Raw genomic sequence first — 17,215 nt, forward strand, 5'->3', positions numbered from 1 at the left:
ATTTGTAAGCGCTCTACTGGCGGGTTCACAGTGGAGCGTTTACACTACTAATGGTAGCTACTTTGTATTACATGTTTTGGCAGAAAATTAGTTTCTGTTATTGTTAAATTATCTTTTACAGAGGTATTTGTATAACTTTTGTAGAGGGTGAGACGAATTCATTAAAATTTGAGATACAATAAACGTAAGCTGATAATATAAAGAATAAATTCAATAAGGAAAGAGGTTGACGGGGTATGTGGACAGATAATGCATCAAAAATAGATATGTTGTTTTATAAACCGTATGCTGAGATAGTTTCTGATATTGCTATAGAAACAGATATAGATCCATTGACTATAGGAATATTAGGATTATGGGGAGCAGGAAAATCGACATTACTTAATCTGATCGAGCAGCATTATAAGGAAAAAGATGGAATTATATGCGTAACGATTAATGCCTGGATGTTTGAAAGTTATGAAGATGCAAAGTCTGCAATTATGGAAGCTCTTTTACGAGAGCTGGAAGAGCGAATACCAGCAGAAGAGACTAAAAAGAAGTTTAGAGCTTTACTGAAGAAGATTGACTTTTTAAAATTAGGAACCAAAGTTGTATCTTCAGCAGCACCTGTAGTAGCAAGCATCGCTTCTGGGACACCATTGCCTTTGCTGTTTAGTGTTCCACAAAATGCGAAAGAGATAGGAGGCGTCATAAAAAATATATCTGATTCAGTTCAGAATATTAAAGATGAGTATATTAAGGATGATAGTACTACTGCAGATAGCGTAGTAAACAATGTAAGAAAATTTAAAGATGAATTTCAAGAGGCAATAAACACGGATAAAATAAAAAGGGTTGTTGTATTAATTGATGATTTGGATAGATGCCAACCAGAACGAATTATTGAAACGTTAGAGGTTATCAAATTATTTTTGTCTGTAAATAAAACTACTTTTATTATAGCAGCAGATGAAAATGTAATACAGTATGCAATAAAGAAAAAGTATCCAAAAGTGGATAATTTTGATGTAGAATTGGATAAAGAATATATTGAAAAAATGATACAACTTCCGGTACACATACCTGAGTTATCCTCTAAAGATATTCAAAACTATTTATTATTACTGGTAATGCAAAAATATATGAAACCAGATAGTTTTGAAGTGTTGATTAAAAAAATAGAAGAGAAGAAGTTGATGATTGGAGAAAGTGCAATTGATTATGAGCAAATACAAGAGATTTTAAATAGTGAATCCGATATTTATAAAGCTGGAATGAAAAATGAATGCGATGAGGTCGCAAAAGTAATTCTTCAGATTCGTTCTATTGTTGCCCATACGCTTAAAGGAAATCCACGGCAAGCAAAAAGATTTCTTAATACGTTTATTACAAAGAGACAGTTATCAAAGTTATACTATGGTGATAAGCTTGATATGGGAGTTATGGCAAAATTGCTTACCTTGCACAAATTAAATCCAGATTTATTTGATAAATTAAATGAGTGGAATGCAAATTTTGATACGGAAAATCAACAGTTTAAACGTATGAGACAGAGCTTGGATAATGATAGTCCGGATTCAGAATTTGCAAAGTGGCATAAACCACGAATTAAAGATTGGGTAAAGTGTCCTCCGGTTGAATTAGAAAAAAAGAATTTGAATAAGTACTTTTATCTGACGAGAGAGATACTGAAAAAGCAAGATGATATTGAGTCTGACTTGAGCGAAGAAAGCAGAAAATTATTGGAGAGAATAGGTAGGTTTAATCCTGGATTGGCGGATGGAATAATGAGAGATATGAAAGAGTTGCGCTCGTCTGACCGAGAAGATGTCATGAAGGTCCTTATCAAAAAGATAGAATCTGGAGATATTGAATCAAATGTTTATAGCTTGCTATTTGTAAATTTCTCTGATTACCGTGGCGAAATAATCGAGGCAATAAAAAGGGCGGCTAAACCATTAGAAGCAGGAGATCTTCCATCATTTAAGGCTATGTACTCGGAAGATAAAGATGCAATAGAGAATTTACTTAATGAGTTGAAAAATGTAAAACAAGAAATTAAAGATAGAATTATGAAAACAGGAGATTAATATGGGAACATCAAAAGGATATATTGCACCGACGACACCGCATTGGTCGCAAGCGAAACGAGCAGTGACTTCTTACATAAATAGTGGAGATGGAGAGTCTAGAGCCAAGGCAGCAAGTAAATATGCATCGGCAATGCATCATGATATAGCAACTTCAGAACAATTTACAAAAGCAGCAGGAAGTATTCTATCATTTGCTAAGGCAGTATCGCACGGCGGAATAAATAATGCGTTGCATGAGTTTAATCGTAATGATTTGATAGGGAAATCATCAGATGAAATATATAATGAACTTATTCAGGATTTTACAAATTATGGGAACACGACGGAAGATTATTTGTCAGCAGAAGCCATTAGAGCAGCTTTGAAAGGACTAAACATAACAGATTTGGGAGATTTAAAGGATGTTGCTCCAGATGTTTTGTTGAAAGAAATGCTAATTGAGTATATAAAATTTAGTTTTGCATTCCGATATGAAGAAAAGATACGCATGAAAAGGAATCCTGAAGAAACTGAGCGTTTATTAGAAAAAATGGATAAGTATATTTCTAATGAATTACATAACAACTTGAAACTGGAAGATATAAAAATCATGGACTTTGGACACTTGCAAGCATCAGAGGTAGTAAAAAGGTCACTTGAAGATGCGTACAAGGTATTTGAATTGTTTTATGGAGAGGCATAGAAAATGAGAGTATGGATAGATAAAGAAAACGAAATGCATCCAAATGCAGAGTGGAATGATTCGTACGTTTTTACATTGACGAGAAAAAAATACAGCACTATTTTTTCCGGTATTACAGATACCTGGTATAGAATGGACTGCATGGCTATACCAGAAATTTATGAAGATTTATTTATCATAGGTATTAGTGTTTTTGCGATAGATAAAAGAGTTTCGAGAAGATTATTTCCAGATTGTTGGACAAGAGAACTTAGTGTATCAATTCCAGTATTACAAATGAGTAAATGGCATGGAACAGAAGAATACTGGAATCAAACATTAGGATTTCTTACAGGTGATAAATGGGATATTCATTTTAGACAGTGCGAAAAAATGTATAGCAAACGTGAATATCCAAACCGGATTCATCTTGATATAAAGGGCTGTGATTGTATATGTTTATTCTCTGGCGGTTTAGATTCCTTTTGTGGAGCAATAAAATTGTTGGAGGAAGGAAAATCGCCTTGCTTAGTAGGTCATAATGAATATCCTAAATTGAAGAAAAAACAGGAAAACTTTGTTTTAACGTTTCAGGAGAGATATTCGAATCAGAAAGTGCGTTTTATCGGATTCTCTGCTAATTCACGTGCCCCTATTACAATGGATGGGGAACGTTTGAAAAAACATGAAGATACGTCCCGGGGAAGATCCCTGTTATTTTTGTGTGCAGCGTTATCAATAGCTGGTATTCTTGGCAATGATATGCCGGTTTATATACCAGAAAATGGATTCATTGGATTAAATATCCCATTGACTAATAGTAGAAAAGGCACTTGCAGTACGAGAACTACTCATCCATATTTTTTAGGACGTTTTTTGAATATCTTACATATGGTTGGAATAAAAAATCCAATTCAGAACTTTTATGCCTATTCAACAAAGAGAGAAATCGTGAATGGAGTAAAAAATACGGAAGCATTTAAAAAACATTATATGGATACTATTTCATGTTCTCATCCTTGTTTGGCTAGATATGATAAAGAGCGGAATTCAGATTATCCAATAAATTGTGGGTATTGTTATCCATGTTTAATACGTAAAAGCTCCCTGCTTGATATAAAGGATTTCCGATACTGGTACACTGAGAGTGCCTCAGAATTTTTGAAGAATAACTCTAACAATCAAAAGGCAAATGATTTGCGTGCCGTGATTAGTACTTTATATAGATACAAAAAAATTGATGATAAGGGCTTAAAAGATATGATAAGATGTTCGGGGAAACTGGATGAAGAATCGGTTCAAAAGTTTTTGCGAGTTTATAAATCAACAATGGAAGATCTGATAGAGTTATTATCGGAAGATGATGAAATAAAGGGATTCATAGGAGAAAAATGTGCAAGGACTGATTGATACTCATTTCCATTTGGATATGTATAAGAATTATAATGAGATTTATAAAATAATTGTCGGGAAAAAACAGTATACATTATGCATGACAAATTCACCAGGTGTATTTTTAAGCTGTAAGAATATATTTGGTGATAATAAATATATTAAATTCGCATTGGGGTTTCATCCACTCAATATGGATTTAAAAGAGAAGGATTTAAGAGACTTCATGAAGATGCTGCCACAAACAGAATATGTTGGTGAGATTGGATTGGATTTTACAAAAAAAACAGGGATAGAAAAAAATAAGCAGATAAAATGGTTTGAAAAAATTGTTGAGGCTTGTTCTGAAAAGAATAAAGTAATGTCAATCCATATAAGGGGTGCAGAAGAAATTGCTTTAAAAATTTTGAGCAAATATTGTCCGAGAAGATGTATATTGCATTGGTATACTGGAAATGTTGAACTTCAAAAAGATTTTATTCACTTAGGATGTTATTTTTCGGTAAATGCAAGTATGGTAAAAAATATGGATGTTGTGAATGCAATTCCGAAAGATAGATTGTTGATAGAAAGTGATGGACCATATTCAAAAGTAAATGGAAAAAAGTTTTCACCATCATTATTGCTGGAAGAGTATGAACTTATAGCAAAATCGCTGGATGAACCAGAATTGATACGAGTCGTTTTTGATAATTTTAAAAATCTATTGCTGACTAAATAAAAGAATAATATTGACATAAGTCTACGCAGTCTGTACCGAGTATTGGTAGAACATTCTTAAAGAGAAGAAAACGGTATGACGTATATTTATTTTCAAGAAATGATGTGATATATTCAAAATAATGATTGCGAAGTAATTTCAATGCAGTTATAATGAAGTGACAACAAATTGGCAACAGAAAATCAGCAAGCCAAAATAATATATGTAACAGAGATAAAATACCGGCAGAAAAGAGATAAAAACTAAACATATATGTTTAGAGATGCTTTCGAATTTACCGAGTTTGAGTAGCGGACTTGTTCTTTCGCACTCCCTTTTGACACAATTTTACTAATCCTGCCTGACAAAACTACACCGTGCCAAAAGCCTTAAAAGGAGTCCCAAAAAGAAAACCCAAAAGAAACTAAAACCTTGTCTCAGGGGAGAAAATCCCTTGAAGCAAGGTTTTTTTATATCCAAAAAAGAACATAAAAGAAACCTTAAAAAGCCGCATAAATGGCGGGTTCAGGCCATTTGCGGAGATGAAAAAAAGTCAGCCGCCCAAAGGAATATCAATAAAGATGTTCAAAAAGAAAACAGGAGGTAAAAGAATTAACTGCTTCTTATATATTTATCAACATTACATAAAAGTGTGTAGATGCACATAAAATGGGAATACTTATTGAAATTCAGGTCGTTCTGTGATAGAATCTTATTACTAAAAAGTGTGCAGATGCACGGAAATGGGGAATGTAACGGTGGAGATTAAAAGAGACGCTTACCTACAGCAGCTGATCGAGCGAAAAGATAATGGAATGATAAAGGTGATTACCGGTATTCGTAGATGTGGCAAATCCTTTTTGCTGTTTACCATCTTTAAGAGATACTTACTGGAGAACGGCGTTGATGTTGATCATATTATTGAAATTGCATTGGATGGTATTGAGAACGAAGAATTAAGAGATCCCAAGGTATGCTTCAAGTACATCAAGGATACCATGAAAGACGACGGGAAGTATTATCTCCTTTTAGATGAAGTGCAGTTCATGCCACGATTTGAGGAAGTGCTGAACAGCCTGCTCCGCATGAGCAATATTGATGTGTATGTCACCGGAAGTAATTCCAAGTTCCTGTCCAGCGACATTGTGACCGAATTCCGTGGCAGAGGTGATGAGATTAGAATCTACCCTCTCTCCTTTGCAGAGTTTTATTCTGTCTATGACGGCGATTATGATGATGCCTGGGATGACTACATGATCTACGGAGGATTGCCGCAGATCGTAAGTTTCCAGAGCGAACGACAGAAAGCGGACTATCTGAAGAACATCTTTGCAAATGTCTATCTGAAGGATGTTATTGAAAGAAATAAGATTCAGAACGTGGATGAGATTGGGATTCTGGTTGATGTGCTTGCATCTGCAATCGGCGCACCGACCAACCCTTCAAAGATTGCCAATACCTTTGCCAGTGAGCGCCAGATGACTTATGCTAATAAAACCATCTCCAAGCATATCGACCATTTGACAGATGCCTTTTTGATTTCCAAGGCAAGCCGATACGATATTAAGGGCAGAAAGTATATCGGTGCAAATCTGAAATACTACTTTACTGATCTGGGACTGAGAAATGCACGTCTGAATTTCAGACAGCAGGAGCCTACTCATATCATGGAGAACATTGTTTATAACGAGCTGCTGATCCGTGGCTACAATGTTGATGTGGGTGTCGTGGATATCTTCGGTAAGGATAAAGAGGGCAAACGTGTTCGCAAGCAGTTGGAGGTTGACTTTGTGGTGAATCAAGGAAACCAGAGATACTATATCCAGGTTGCATATGACATGACTTCGGAAGAAAAACAGACGCAGGAGTTCAATTCTCTGCGTAATATCCCGGACTCTTTCAAGAAGATCGTCATAGTAAATGGCAGCAAAAAGCCTTGGAGAAATGATGAAGGTTTTGTCATCATGGGAATGAAGTATTTCTTGCTGAATGCGAATAGTCTGGAATTTTAAGTCGATTTGAGTTGTTGCTGTGGTGTTGTTCTATTTCAAAAAAGAGTGAAATGATATAAATAAGGCCACGGCTGATTTCATGTTGGAACAGCCGTGGCTCAGTTTATTTTTTTATCCGTACAAACGAGACTGTTCCGCAGATTATGTAGAACAGACAGAGTACGATTCCGATAGTGAGAACATACGAGAATAAAGATGAACTTAAGAACGAAATAAACAAAAGTTTTTGAAACTGAGAAATAGGAATTTGTGTAGGAGATAGTTTATTATAAAGAAGTATAAAAGGAAACTCTACTTTTCGTAGATAGCGGAAATAAAAACTGTGATTTAGAATGTGGCTATGGAGGTAGTAAGAAAATGAATCAATACGTAACTGGAGCAGTGATTAAAGAACTGCGTGAAAAAAACAATGTCACACAATTACAGTTAGCAGACAAATTAGGGGTTAGTGATAAGACAATCTCTAAATGGGAGACAGGTGTTTCCCAAACAAAAAGATATTAAGAAACAGCCCATGTTTACCTGCTTGCAAACAAAAGAATATTGCTACTAGACTAAGAGATACTACATAAGTGTGTTGGTATCTCTTTTTTGTTGCCGTGAAACAGCAGACTATTTCATTTCTGCTTGATTACCTTAAAACTTATTAGTCTATGGTTTGTCAAGGGCTTGTTGCGTGAGAAATGCTGAATATCACCCTTTACAAAACATAGGCTGATAAGTAACTTTTCAAAAGCAGAAAAGAAATGGCAATGCTTATAACAATATGATATAATGCAGATGAAGACAAAAAAGGAATTTGTCGAGCTGGTTAGTTCGAGATAATTTTGAGTTTGTTAAGATGTGGTGCACTTGATGGAATCACAGGTACGACATCATATTATGGAGGATGAAATAGATGATAGGTTTGATTGTTGCGAGGTCAAAGAATAATGTTATAGGCAAGAATGGTAATATACCATGGAAAATAAAGGGAGAACAAAAGCAATTTAGAGAGTTAACAACGGGTAATGTGGTTATTATGGGGCGAAAGTCTTATGAAGAAATCGGTCATCCGTTGCCTAATAGAATGAATATTGTTGTTTCCACCACAACAGAGTATCAAGGAGATAATTTAGTTTCAGTTAAATCATTAGAAGATGCATTATTATTGGCTAAAGGACGAGATGTATACATATCTGGTGGATATGGACTATTTAAGGAAGCTTTGCAAATAGTAGATAAAATGTATATCACAGAAGTAGATTTAAATATTGAAGATGGAGATACATTCTTTCCAGAATTTGATATCAATGATTTTGAAGTTTTGATAGGGGAAACACTTGGTGAGGAAGTGAAATATACGAGAACATTTTATGTAAGGAAAAAATGAATTGAGTAAATTTTGGATTTAGGGTGTTTTCATAAATATATTGCTTTTTATGCATATATAAATTGTTGTAAGACAAATTCCAGTTTGTATGGGGCGATAAAATCAGAATTTGAGAGAGGATTGAATATGAATAAGGAATGGTCTGAACTTAATAAAACAATGCAGGCACAAATAAAAAAGAAAGATACTTATAAGAGGGGTATTGATACTTTACTTACTTTACGAAGTCAGTTAATACAAACCTTAGTATCTTTCAAAGAAGAATTATGCAGAGAAGATTTTAACTCAATCCCCTTCATAAACGCTGATGGTTATCATAGTAAGACGATTGCTTATTCTATTTGGCATATTTTCCGCATTGAAGATATAGTTGTGCATACAGTGATAAATGAAGATGAACAAGTATTTTTTGCAGGCAATTATCAAGAGCGTATCAATTCACCTATCATTACAACAGGAAATGAACTCATGAAACAGCAGATTGCAGACTTTTCAAAACAGCTTAATCTGGAAGAATTATATTTATATATTTTCGAAGTATGGGAAAGCACTGAGAAAATGCTTGAACGGTTATCTTATGATGAATTGAAAAGAAAAATACCGAAAGAAAGAAAAGGATACTTAGAATCGTTGAATGTAGTAAACGACAATGAAAAAGCAATTTGGCTGATTGATTATTGGTGTAATAAAGATATTTGTGGACTAATTCAAATGCCGTTTTCAAGACATTGGATTATGCACACAGAAGCCTGTTTGCGTATAAAGAACAAGATACATTCATAGGCAAAAATTTCAGTTTGTAGAACTAAGGAAATTGGAATTTAAGGAGGAATAAAGTATGGTTAGTGATTTTATAAGAGCAGCATTTCCATGGATTTTAATGGGTTTATTTGTAGCAATCAGTTGTTCCCTTATGAGTAAAAAAGAGAAATAAATTCCTGTTTGTATTTATAAAAGAGAAAAAATGAGAAAAGTAGTTTTATTTATTGCCATGAGCCTTGACGGATATATTGCGGACGGTAATGGTGGAGTAGCTTGGCTAAATGGTCATGGAAATGACAATGAAAACATCGACACTTATACAGAATTTACCAAAGATATAGATACTGTCTTAATGGGGTGGAATACTTCTCATCAGGTTGTTACTGAACTTTCTCCGCAAGAATGGGTATATAATAAATTTACAACTTATGTATTAACACATAAAGAGTGCAATTCTTCCCAACAAATTCATTTTACAAGTGAAAATCCTGTTTTATTATTGGAACGGCTAAAACAAGAAGCAGGAAAGGATATTTGGATTTGTGGCGGAGCAAATCTTGTTCAGCAGTTGGTAAGCAAAAATATGATTGATAAATATTACATTTCTGTTATTCCTACTCTGTTAGGAAATGGGGTTCGTCTTTTGGGCAACATAGACAGGGAAATAAAGTTAAGGCTTTGTAAAACACAGACTTATAACGGAATAACCGATTTGATTTATATGCGTAGATAACTAGAGAGAAACAGAAAAGCTGTTAAACCGACGGAGCGATCCGACCACGTTGGCGGGAAAATCCTTAAGATTTTTCCGCCATGCTTGCAAGGGGGCGGTTCGCTTCGGCGGTTCGGCGAGCTTGCGAGCCGTTCAAAGCCCCCGTTATCTAACAAGGGGGGCACAAAAAACAAGAAACACTATACACTAACAAGCGGAAAACGCTGTATTTATAAGGCAAAACCCCATTTTTACAGTAGTGATATAAATTGTACCTATATCACTATGAAAATTGAATAGTAAATATGAGAAAGACAGTTGATTTCAAAAAATAAGAAATTGATTGTCGTTTTCTTTTGCAGAAATTTAAGTGCAGGCAATTATGGTAGTTGTCGTAATTGCTGTCAGCTCAGTGTTTATCACTGATGGTGTGAAAGATTTACGGTTGGAGATGTTCAATAAGATTATTGGTGCTTAATTATTTTTATTGTAGTGCTGATATGAGAATGTTATAATTGGGGTATAAAACATACAAATAAATTTGCTGAAAAATGAGGTATCAAAATATGGAAAATGAATTACTGGAAAACTTAGGAAGACTTCACACAACTGAACTTGGCGTTATTAGAATTAAAAAGAACTTATCTTTGAATGTAGAAAATGTAATTGAATGGTGCAAAGAAAAAATTAGCCTTTCTAATGCGGAAATCACAAGAAAAGGAAAAAACTGGTATATAACGATTGATAATTGTATTATAACGGTAAATGCGTACAGTTATACCGTTATCACTGCTCACAAGGTAAAATGATAAATTTTTCTATAAAGGAATTAAACGCATTTGCAGTTATTGGGCAGGAAGTAGAACTGACTAATTATCAAAAAAAGAATATTCAGATTAGTACACAGTTTTGGAGAAAGTTTAACAGTAGTTTGAAAAAAGCGTATCTTTCACAATCAGGAAATTGGGTAAAATATGCTTTTATGGAAAGAAGAAATGGAAAACTTTATTATTTCTGTTCTATTCCCCAAAGAACCATTACCCCAGAGGGCTTTCTGTATAAAGAAATACCGTCTTATAAATATTTGGTTGTGGAGCATATTGGTGCTATGGATAAAATATATGAAACTTATGGCAAGATTTATGAAGAAATTATTCCTAGTACATCGTATATTCCTATAAAAGATATTATCCTACACTTTGAAAAATACGATTATCGTTTTCATTGGAATAGTGATAATTCAGTTATTGAAATTTGGATACCTATTCAAGATTAGAAGCAATTTTATATCCATACACACAAAGCAGTTAGTCTTAGGATTGACTGCTTTTTCTATACAGATTTTTAATGACAGGCAATTATCAATTATGGTAGTTGCCTTTTTTGATTGGAGGAATTGAAGAATGAATGATAAAAACTTTATTGAAGAACTAAGACAAAAGCGTGAGGAATACGGAGTAACACAAACAAGGCTTGCTGTTGCCTGTGGTATCAGCCGTGAATATTACAACCGCATTGAAAAAGGAAAACAGCCATTGAATGACGAATTAAGAGAAATCATAGAAAAACAGATTGAGCGTTTCAATCCGCAAGAACCACTATTCTTATTGATTGATTACTTTCGTGTCCGCTTTCCTACTACGGACGCATTGGCGATTATCCGTGATGTATTACAACTGAAATCTAATTACATGCTTTATGAAGATTATGGAAAATACGGATATGAAAGCAAATATGTACTTGGCGACATCAATATCATGTGTTCCATGCAGGAGCATTTAGGTGTTTTATTGGAACTGAAAGGCAAAGGCTGTCGGCAAATGGAATGTTATCTGCTGGCACAGGAACGCTCATGGTATGACTTCATGCTGGATTGTATGACGGCTGGTGGTGTGATGAAACGGCTTGATTTGGCTATCAATGATAAAGCAGGAATATTGGATATTCCAAAGTTAAAGGAAAAATACAAGGCTGGCGAATGTATGTCCTACTTCCGTATGCAGAAAGATTACAGCGGTACAGAAAAATGCGGTAGCGATTTACCAAAGAATACAGGAGAAACCTTATATCTCGGTTCAACAAGTAGCGAATTATATATGTGTGCTTATCAGAAAAATTATGAGCAGTATGTCAAGAATGGCACAGAAATTGAAGATACGGAGATTAAGAACCGTTTTGAAATACGCATGAAGAACGAACGAGCCTATTATGCGGTTGTAGATTTACTGACCTATCGGGACGCTGAACGCACCGCTTTTTCTATCATCAATCATTATGTCCGCTTTGTTGACAGAGAGGACGACAAGCCAAAAAGTCAATGGATAACAAATGATGATTGGGCATGGTTTGTAGGGGAAAACAGAGAGCCGATACGCTTAACCACAAAGCCAGAGCCTTACACTTTACAAAAAGCGTTGCATTGGCTACAAAGACAAGTCGCACCAACCATAAAAATGGTACAGGCATTAGACAGAGAAAATCGTACAACGATACTGAAAGATATGATTGAGCAGGCAGAACTAAAAGACAAGCATAAACATTTATTACAATTAGAGAAATCAACCATAGAAGAACGTATAGATACCGCTGTTCCACAAGAGAATGACGGTATTTTTTAATGTAATTGAAAAATTTCAGATTTAGTCAGCAAAGAGCTGTTTTCATTCCCTATGTGAAGTGAAAGAAGAAAAATAAATTTTTTATTAAATCTGCAACAAAATGGCTACTTGCGTACAGATATGGTGCGAGAAAAGGAAATCTAAACTTTTTTTGAAAATAGGTCATTAAATCGGGGCTTGCTGTCCCTATATGAAGTGAAAGAAGAAAAAAGTTTTGAAAAAATGACGGAAATTCGTGATTAGTGGACAGTCTTCTGTGAAAAGAGGAAAAACATCATCATTTTGTATTCAAACAGGCATTAGCAGTTGAGTGTTGATGTGAAAAGATGAAAATACTTTGTTCTCAACTTAACAATTTAAGGTTTCCGTTCCCTATATGGTGCAAAGAAAATATTTCATTCTATTGTTGGCAGTAACGGTATGGTTTGGGTAGTTAGGGTGTGAAAAGGAAAATATTCTTTTTTCATCATCAACTTAGCAAAATGACATTTTCTATCCCTATATGGTGCATGAAAAGAAGTTAAAATTTTTCCATTTAAACTTAGCAAATGGACGTTTGCTGTACAGATAGTAGTGAAAAAGGAGAAAATCAACCGTTGATTGCCAAAATGAACCGTTCCATTTGTACTAATAATGGAAAAAGTTTTGGATTTTGGTTACGTTTCTCCTCTTTTCCAACGCGATATATAGGAAAGACGATTTTTTTCTTTCAATCGTTCTTTGACAACTGAATAAAGCTATTCAATACGTTTGACAGACAGCTAGCCGTTGAAACAAATACGCCACGACCTTTCCCCTGCAAGAGCGAGCGAAAACCTATTTGTGTTCTTGTAAAAGATTTGTCCTCTTTTATCGCCATGACCTGTACTGTCAGATAATGATACTCCCGTACAGCCACAGCTTGAGCATTAAGAGCGTCGCACGCAATGGGTACGGCTACATAAGAACTATGCAGAGGTGGAACTCCTGTGGGCTATGACAAAAGCCGTTGAATTGCTTAGAAAGATTTTACAGAAAGGGGGTATGTGTTATTGATAATGCTGTAAAAACAATTCAAAAGAAAAATGGCAAGTGTGGCATTGGCAACAGAGGAAAGACAAAGATTGTAGTAAAAGAGCATTTTTCCGAAAAGGGCAAAACAATGGAAGAACTTCTAACTGATGTCATGCTGGAAAAAGCAAAGCAGACAATCGCATAAAATCGGTGCAGTTGTAAGAAATAGATTGAATGACAAAAAGTACCCGTGTTATACTTTACTTGCAAGCAGGTATTGTAAACACGGGTTAGTTATAAAGGAGGATAACTGACAATGAAACAACAGATTTACAATACTGCACTTTATCTTAGGTTAAGCCGAGATGATGAATTACAGGGCGAAAGTTCCAGCATTACCACACAGAGAAGTATGTTGCGTTTATATGCAAAAGAACATCATTTGAATGTCATTGATGAATATATTGATGACGGCTGGTCGGGAACAAATTTTGACAGACCGAGTTTTCAAAGAATGATTGAGGATATAGAGGCAGGAAAAATCAACTGTGTTGTAACGAAAGACCTTTCCCGTCTTGGCAGAAATTATATTATGACAGGACAATATACAGAATTGTATTTCCCTAGTCATAATGTCCGCTACATAGCGATTGATGACGGTGTAGACAGCGAAAAAGGCGAAAGTGAGATTGCACCATTTAAGAACATCATCAATGAATGGGTGGCAAGAGATACAAGCCGTAAAGTCAAATCAGCATTTAAGACAAAGTTTGCGGAGGGGGCTCATTACGGTGCTTATGCTCCGTTAGGATATAAGAAACACCCTGACATCAAAGGAAAACTGTTGGTTGATGATGAAACAAAATGGATTATTGAAAAAATCTTTTCCCTAGCCTATCAAGGTTACGGAAGTGCAAAAATCACAAAGCAGTTAAGAGCAGAAAAAGTTCCGACAGCGTCATGGCTAAATTTTACAAGATACGGTACTTTTGCACATATCTTTGAGGGAAAACCCGAAAGTAAGCGTTATGAGTGGACGATTGCTCATGTCAAGGCGATATTGAAAAGTGAGGTTTATATCGGAAACAGTGTTCACAATATGCAGTCTACGGTATCGTTCAAGAGCAAAAAGAAAGTGCGTAAGCCCGAAAGTGAATGGTTTCGAGTAGAAAACACTCACGAGCCGATTATTGACAAGGAAGTGTTCTATCGTGTGCAGGAGCAGATAAAATCAAGACGCAGACAGACAAAGGAAAAGGCAACGCCGATTTTTGCAGGGCTTGTCAAGTGTGCGGATTGTGGTTGGTCTATGAGATTTGGAACGAATAAGACAAATAAAACGCCTTACAGTTATTATGCTTGCAGTTACTACGGGCAGTTTGGCAAAGGTAATTGTTCTATGCACTACATTCGTTATGATGTGCTGTATCAAGCCGTATTGGAACGCTTGCAGTATTGGGCTAAGGCAGTACAGCAGGACGAAGAAAAGGTATTGAACAAGATACAGAAAGCTGGCAATGCAGAGAGAATACGGGAAAAGAAGAAAAAGGCAAGTACATTGAAGAAAGCCGAGAACAGACAAAATGAGATTGACCGTTTATTTGCGAAAATGTATGAAGATAGAGCCTGTGAGAAGATAACAGAGCGAAATTTTGTGATGTTGTCCAGCAAGTACCAAAAAGAACAGATAGAACTGGAACAGCAGATAACAAGCCTAAGAGAAGAACTAAGTAAAATGGAACAGGATATGATAGGTGCTGAAAAGTGGATTGAGTTAATCAAGGAATATTCCGTACCAAAGGAACTGACAGCACCATTATTAAATGCCATGATAGAAAAAATCCTCATACATGAAGCAACAACGAATGAGGATAACGAAAGAATACAGGAAATTGAGATATATTACCGATTTATTGGAAGAGTTGAGTAATCAACAAGAGTAATATTTTTAACTAAGGGAAACCGGAAAAGGATATCCGGATATTACATTATTAGATCCGATTGCCAATGCCCTTTCGGTGTCTGTTGCTGAGCTGATTTCTGGGAATACAGTTTATAATTCCAATATATCTGCAAATATGTTGCGTTCCCAATTTTATGTGTGTCCGGTTTGTGGAAATGTAATTCATGGTATGGGAGAATCTGTGATTCACTGTCATGGAGTATTACTGCAACCGGAAGAAGCTGAAGAAACAGACGAAAACCATAAGATTTTTATAGAACATGTAGAGGATGAATATTATGTGCAGATAAGGCATGAGATGACCAAAGATCATTACATTTCTTTTATTGCAGCAGTTTCTTCTGACAGGATGCAGATGGTAAAGCTGTATCCGGAAGGAGATGCACAGGCACGTTTTAAGATTAACGGAGTAAAAAAGATCTATTTTTACTGCAATAGAAGTGGATTGTTTTCGGTTACTCTGCTGAAAAATTGAATTGACGATAAAATGGCAGAGAAATCAATCATATGCTTTGATTATCCATTAATGGATGAAAGCAATGAAAATTTCCGTTTATTGGGAAGTCGCAGAGAACGAAAAATCGGAAGTTTACAGCGAGGTGAAAGATGTTGAATTATGTAGAATATGGAAAAGAAAACAAATATGATGATGATATATTTTTTCAAAAATACAGTCAAATGAGTCGCTCACAGCAGGGACTAGCCGGTGCAGGAGAATGGGAAACATTGAGAAAGCTGCTGCCGGATTTTAAAGATAAGCGTGTGCTTGATTTAGGATGCGGCTATGGATGGTACTGTATTTATGCGATGGAACACGGAGCGTCTTCTGTTGTAGGTGTTGATATTTCTCATAAAATGCTCGAGATAGCCAAAGAAAAAACACATTTTCCACAGGTTGAATATAAATGCTGTGCTATAGAAGATGTGGAATTCCCAGAGGAGAGTTTTGATGTAATATTAAGTTCACTTGCGTTTCACTATGTAGCAGATTATGAGATTTTAGTAAAAAAGATATATAGAATACTGAAGTCTGGTGGTAAGCTAGTTTTTACGGTTGAACATCCTGTTTTTACTGCCTATGGAACACAAGACTGGTATTATAACGAAAAAGGAGAAATACTGCATTTTCCGGTGGATAATTATTATTATGAGGGCAAACGAACAGCTGTGTTTTTGGGAGAAAAGGTTACAAAATTTCATAGAACACTGACCACATATCTAAATACACTGCTTTCAAATGGTTTTATAATAAATCATATTGTGGAGCCGCAGCCGCCGGAATACATGATGGATATTCCGGGGATGCGGGATGAAATGCGCCGTCCCATGATGCTGATTGTATCGGCGAACAAAAAAGTGGATAGATAGAACTAAAACTCCTATAAGGTATAAATGGAGGTAATTTATGTTTAAAGAAAAAATTATTATAGAGATGAAAGAAGTATTCAAAGAAATTCCTTTTGGCATAGAGCATACTCTCAAAGTTTTGAAAAATGCAGAAGATATAATGAAAGGAGAAAATATCGGAGAGGAAGAAAAAGAATTCATCAGTATTATTGCTATACTACATGATATTGGTGCGGTTGAAGCACAAAAAAAATACGGTTCTATTGATGGTGTCTATCAAGAAAAGGAAGGACCAGAAGTAGCGAAAGAAATATTAAAAAAGGTAGGCTATAACAAAAATATTGATAGAATATGCTTTATAATAGGCAACCATCATACTCCATCTAAAATTGATGGACTAGATTTTCAAATACAATGGGAAGCTGATTTGCTTGAAAATTTAACGGTTATGGATAAAGAAAAAGAACAGGAAAAGATAAAAAAGTGTATAGATGAAAACTTTAAAACAAACACAGGAAAAAGGATAGCTTATAATCGCTTTATTTTAGATTAGGATAATAAGCGGGAATCCTCGGCAATTCAATTACCGAGATGAAAGCGCAGGAGTG

17 protein-coding genes and 1 pseudogene are annotated in these 17,215 nt (G+C 35.3%); all 18 read left to right on the forward strand.

The annotated features are described in order from the left end of the window. The first annotated feature begins 236 nt into the window (after nt 1-236). The 18 genes and pseudogenes from DXC01_RS16495 to DXC01_RS16580 all read left to right on the forward strand — a co-directional run bounded on the left by DXC01_RS16495 (nt 237) and on the right by DXC01_RS16580 (nt 17,160). Nucleotides 237-2,072 carry a KAP family P-loop NTPase fold protein gene (locus DXC01_RS16495; RefSeq protein ID WP_118699377.1) on the forward strand — a complete coding sequence of 612 codons (1,836 nt, stop codon included), beginning with the start codon at nt 237-239 and terminating at the stop codon, nt 2,070-2,072. A gap of 1 nt (nt 2,073) precedes the next feature. Continuing rightward, nucleotides 2,074-2,757 (forward strand): hypothetical protein, encoded by a 684-nt coding sequence (locus DXC01_RS16500; RefSeq protein WP_118699378.1) that lies wholly within the window; start codon nt 2,074-2,076, stop codon nt 2,755-2,757. 3 nt (nt 2,758-2,760) lie between these two features. Continuing rightward, on the forward strand, nt 2,761-4,146 hold the full coding sequence (qatC, locus tag DXC01_RS16505; protein ID WP_118699379.1) for a Qat anti-phage system QueC-like protein QatC: 1,386 nt from the start codon (nt 2,761-2,763) through the stop codon (nt 4,144-4,146). Beyond that, nucleotides 4,130-4,849 (forward strand): TatD family hydrolase, encoded by a 720-nt coding sequence (locus DXC01_RS16510; protein WP_118699380.1) that lies wholly within the window; start codon nt 4,130-4,132, stop codon nt 4,847-4,849. Before qatC ends, DXC01_RS16510 begins: the two co-directional genes overlap by 17 nt. Before the next feature lie 433 nt (nt 4,850-5,282). Beyond that, a complete protein-coding gene (locus DXC01_RS20195) occupies nt 5,283-5,435 on the forward strand; it encodes a hypothetical protein (RefSeq protein ID WP_158583646.1) in 153 nt (50 codons plus the stop codon). A 151-nt stretch (nt 5,436-5,586) separates the two neighbouring features. Then, nucleotides 5,587-6,840, forward strand: a complete 1,254-nt coding sequence (locus DXC01_RS16515) for an ATP-binding protein (protein ID WP_118699386.1) — start codon at nt 5,587-5,589, stop codon at nt 6,838-6,840. A gap of 357 nt (nt 6,841-7,197) precedes the next feature. Then, nucleotides 7,198-7,344 carry a helix-turn-helix domain-containing protein gene (locus DXC01_RS16520; protein ID WP_118699381.1) on the forward strand — a complete coding sequence of 49 codons (147 nt, stop codon included), beginning with the start codon at nt 7,198-7,200 and terminating at the stop codon, nt 7,342-7,344. Nucleotides 7,345-7,738: 394 nt separating this feature from the next. Continuing rightward, a pseudogene (gene dfrF / locus DXC01_RS16525) lies at nt 7,739-8,234 on the forward strand (trimethoprim-resistant dihydrofolate reductase DfrF). Nucleotides 8,235-8,338: 104 nt separating this feature from the next. Continuing rightward, the gene (locus DXC01_RS16530) at nt 8,339-8,995 is read left to right on the forward strand and encodes a hypothetical protein (RefSeq protein ID WP_002303420.1); all 657 of its coding nucleotides are present in this window, start codon (nt 8,339-8,341) and stop codon (nt 8,993-8,995) included. Between the two features lie 181 nt (nt 8,996-9,176). Continuing rightward, nucleotides 9,177-9,707, forward strand: coding sequence for a dihydrofolate reductase family protein (locus tag DXC01_RS16535; protein WP_002303421.1), 531 nt, complete (start codon nt 9,177-9,179; stop codon nt 9,705-9,707). Nucleotides 9,708-10,252: 545 nt separating this feature from the next. Next, on the forward strand, nt 10,253-10,495 hold the full coding sequence (locus DXC01_RS16540) for a DUF3781 domain-containing protein (RefSeq protein WP_002303262.1): 243 nt from the start codon (nt 10,253-10,255) through the stop codon (nt 10,493-10,495). Continuing rightward, complete coding sequence (locus tag DXC01_RS16545) at nt 10,492-10,962, forward strand: GyrI-like domain-containing protein (RefSeq protein ID WP_002303261.1); 471 nt, start codon at nt 10,492-10,494, stop codon at nt 10,960-10,962. Before DXC01_RS16540 ends, DXC01_RS16545 begins: the two co-directional genes overlap by 4 nt. 127 nt (nt 10,963-11,089) lie before the next feature. Then, on the forward strand, nt 11,090-12,304 hold the full coding sequence (locus DXC01_RS16550; protein WP_002303260.1) for an XRE family transcriptional regulator: 1,215 nt from the start codon (nt 11,090-11,092) through the stop codon (nt 12,302-12,304). A 988-nt stretch (nt 12,305-13,292) separates the two neighbouring features. Continuing rightward, nucleotides 13,293-13,502, forward strand: a complete 210-nt coding sequence (locus DXC01_RS16560; RefSeq protein WP_002303258.1) for a hypothetical protein — start codon at nt 13,293-13,295, stop codon at nt 13,500-13,502. A 111-nt stretch (nt 13,503-13,613) separates the two neighbouring features. Then, on the forward strand, nt 13,614-15,227 hold the full coding sequence (locus tag DXC01_RS16565; RefSeq protein ID WP_002303255.1) for a recombinase family protein: 1,614 nt from the start codon (nt 13,614-13,616) through the stop codon (nt 15,225-15,227). Nucleotides 15,228-15,441: 214 nt separating this feature from the next. Beyond that, on the forward strand, nt 15,442-15,735 hold the full coding sequence (locus DXC01_RS20740) for a desulfoferrodoxin family protein (RefSeq protein WP_243111645.1): 294 nt from the start codon (nt 15,442-15,444) through the stop codon (nt 15,733-15,735). 131 nt (nt 15,736-15,866) lie between these two features. Next, nucleotides 15,867-16,628, forward strand: coding sequence for a class I SAM-dependent methyltransferase (locus DXC01_RS16575; protein WP_199705033.1), 762 nt, complete (start codon nt 15,867-15,869; stop codon nt 16,626-16,628). Nucleotides 16,629-16,665: 37 nt separating this feature from the next. Continuing rightward, on the forward strand, nt 16,666-17,160 hold the full coding sequence (locus tag DXC01_RS16580; protein WP_008981870.1) for an HD domain-containing protein: 495 nt from the start codon (nt 16,666-16,668) through the stop codon (nt 17,158-17,160). The last annotated feature ends 55 nt before the right edge of the window (nt 17,161-17,215 follow it).

Source organism: Blautia sp. OM07-19, assembly GCF_003481595.1.
GTDB lineage: Bacteria > Bacillota > Clostridia > Lachnospirales > Lachnospiraceae > Blautia_A > Blautia_A intestinihominis.

Coding starts and splice junctions, on each gene's coding strand:
- DXC01_RS16495 (WP_118699377.1), top strand. CDS start 237: ATGTGGACAGATAATGCATCAAAAATAGATATGTTGTTTTATAAACCG.
- DXC01_RS16500 (WP_118699378.1), top strand. CDS start 2,074: ATGGGAACATCAAAAGGATATATTGCACCGACGACACCGCATTGGTCG.
- qatC (WP_118699379.1), top strand. CDS start 2,761: ATGAGAGTATGGATAGATAAAGAAAACGAAATGCATCCAAATGCAGAG.
- DXC01_RS16520 (WP_118699381.1), top strand. CDS start 7,198: ATGAATCAATACGTAACTGGAGCAGTGATTAAAGAACTGCGTGAAAAA.
- DXC01_RS16530 (WP_002303420.1), top strand. CDS start 8,339: ATGAATAAGGAATGGTCTGAACTTAATAAAACAATGCAGGCACAAATA.
- DXC01_RS16535 (WP_002303421.1), top strand. CDS start 9,177: ATGAGAAAAGTAGTTTTATTTATTGCCATGAGCCTTGACGGATATATT.
- DXC01_RS16540 (WP_002303262.1), top strand. CDS start 10,253: ATGGAAAATGAATTACTGGAAAACTTAGGAAGACTTCACACAACTGAA.
- DXC01_RS16545 (WP_002303261.1), top strand. CDS start 10,492: ATGATAAATTTTTCTATAAAGGAATTAAACGCATTTGCAGTTATTGGG.
- DXC01_RS16550 (WP_002303260.1), top strand. CDS start 11,090: ATGAATGATAAAAACTTTATTGAAGAACTAAGACAAAAGCGTGAGGAA.
- DXC01_RS16565 (WP_002303255.1), top strand. CDS start 13,614: ATGAAACAACAGATTTACAATACTGCACTTTATCTTAGGTTAAGCCGA.
- DXC01_RS16575 (WP_199705033.1), top strand. CDS start 15,867: ATGTTGAATTATGTAGAATATGGAAAAGAAAACAAATATGATGATGAT.
- DXC01_RS16580 (WP_008981870.1), top strand. CDS start 16,666: ATGTTTAAAGAAAAAATTATTATAGAGATGAAAGAAGTATTCAAAGAA.